Source organism: Mesorhizobium sp. M0816 (assembly GCF_040320005.1).
Taxonomy (GTDB): Bacteria; Pseudomonadota; Alphaproteobacteria; order Rhizobiales; family Rhizobiaceae; genus Mesorhizobium.
Genome location: NZ_JAMYOT010000091.1, coordinates 1 through 1,489, shown reverse-complemented (window position 1 = coordinate 1,489; position 1,489 = coordinate 1). Strand labels below are relative to the sequence as shown.

General features: G+C 64.2%; 1 protein-coding gene. It reads left to right on the top strand.

The features are described 5' to 3' along the window. Positions 1–196 precede the first annotated feature (196 nt). Entirely contained in the window at positions 197–1,489 is a 1,293-nt protein-coding gene (locus NKI17_RS36785; protein WP_023675890.1) for an IS4 family transposase, read from the top strand.

Sequence of the window (1,489 nt, the reverse complement as noted above, 5' to 3'; positions counted from 1 at the left end):
GCTAGGGCGTATACACATCTTGCTGCGACGGATTGACTCGGTTGTGACGTGTCGGATTCCGCCGGCGTGTGCTGTATGATTCTTCTGTGACGTTCTGATTTGGAGGAGCGTCGCCGATGCAGACATGCCAGGACTGGTCCTTGGGTTCATTTGGAGATCGTCGTCTCGATAAAGGGGGGCGAGGCTGCTCCAAGGCATGGTGCTGCGCGAAACGGTTTGCCTGCGCCGGCTTGCCGGTGGCGACCATTCCGAAGAGATCCGCTATGGGCGCTTTCTCGGCAATGACGCGGTGACAGCGGACCGGATCATCGCAGGCTGGAGCGATCAGACCCGGCTTGCGGTCGAGGGCCGGCATGTCCTGGCGGTGCAGGACACCAGCGAGATCAAGTTCCCGACGACAGAGGGCAACCGGCGCGGCCTGGGCAAGGTCAAAAAGGGCAATTGCTGGGGCCTGCTGCTGCATCCAATGCTGGCTCTTGATGCCGAGCGCGGTTCTTGCCTGGGTCTTGTGGGCGGGCAGGTGTGGACGCGCGGGGACGAGGAGCTGCCGCCGCATGCCGAGCGGCCGTTGAGCGAAAAGGAATCGCGCCACTGGATCGAGACGGCCGAAGCGGCCAAGCCGGTGCTGGCCCGGGCCGGCATGGTCACCTTCATCGCCGACCGTGAGAGCGACTTGTATATGATGTGGGCTGGTGTGCCGGACGGCCATTGCCATGTTCTGTCGCGTCTCATGAATGACCGGGCCCTCACCACTGGCGGCACGCTGCGCCGCGCCGTGGCGAAAGTGGTGTTCTGCGATACGCAGGTGATCGAGCTGCGCGAGCGCCAGGACCGCCCGGCGCGCCGGGCTGAGCTGTGCCTGCGCTTTGGCGAAGCCACGATCAAGCGGCCGGCGAACCTGCGCGCAAAGGGGCTGCCAGAGGGGGTGACGCTGCGCTGGGTCGAAGTCGTCGAGACGGCTGCGCCCGACGGCGTGGAGCCGCTTCATTGGCTGCTTCTGACCACCCATGCGGTGAGCAGCCCTGCCCAGGCCTGGCAGATCGTCGCCTGGTACAAGCAGCGCTGGACCATCGAGCAGTTCTTCCGGACGATGAAGGCCCAGGGCTTGAAGATCGAAGACAGCCAGCTGCAATCGGCCGCACGCCTGGAGAAACTCATTGCCATCGCCGCCAAGGCCGCGGTCATCGTCATGCAGCTCGTGCAGTCCCGCAGCGGCCAGGACGCTCAACCGGCAAGCCTCGTCTTCACGCCAAACGAGATCGACACACTTGCCGCGCTCGAGAAGCGCTTCAAAGGCAAGACCAAGCTGCAAGCCAATCCCCACCCCAGGAGCTCGCTCGCCTGGGCGGCATGGATCATCGCCAAGCTCGGCGGCTGGAACGGCTATGCTTCCTCCAGACCACCGGGACCAATCACCTTCTACAACGGCCTGGCCTACTTCCGTGCCTGTGCCGATGGATGGGCTCTGCGAGATGTGTATATGCCCTAG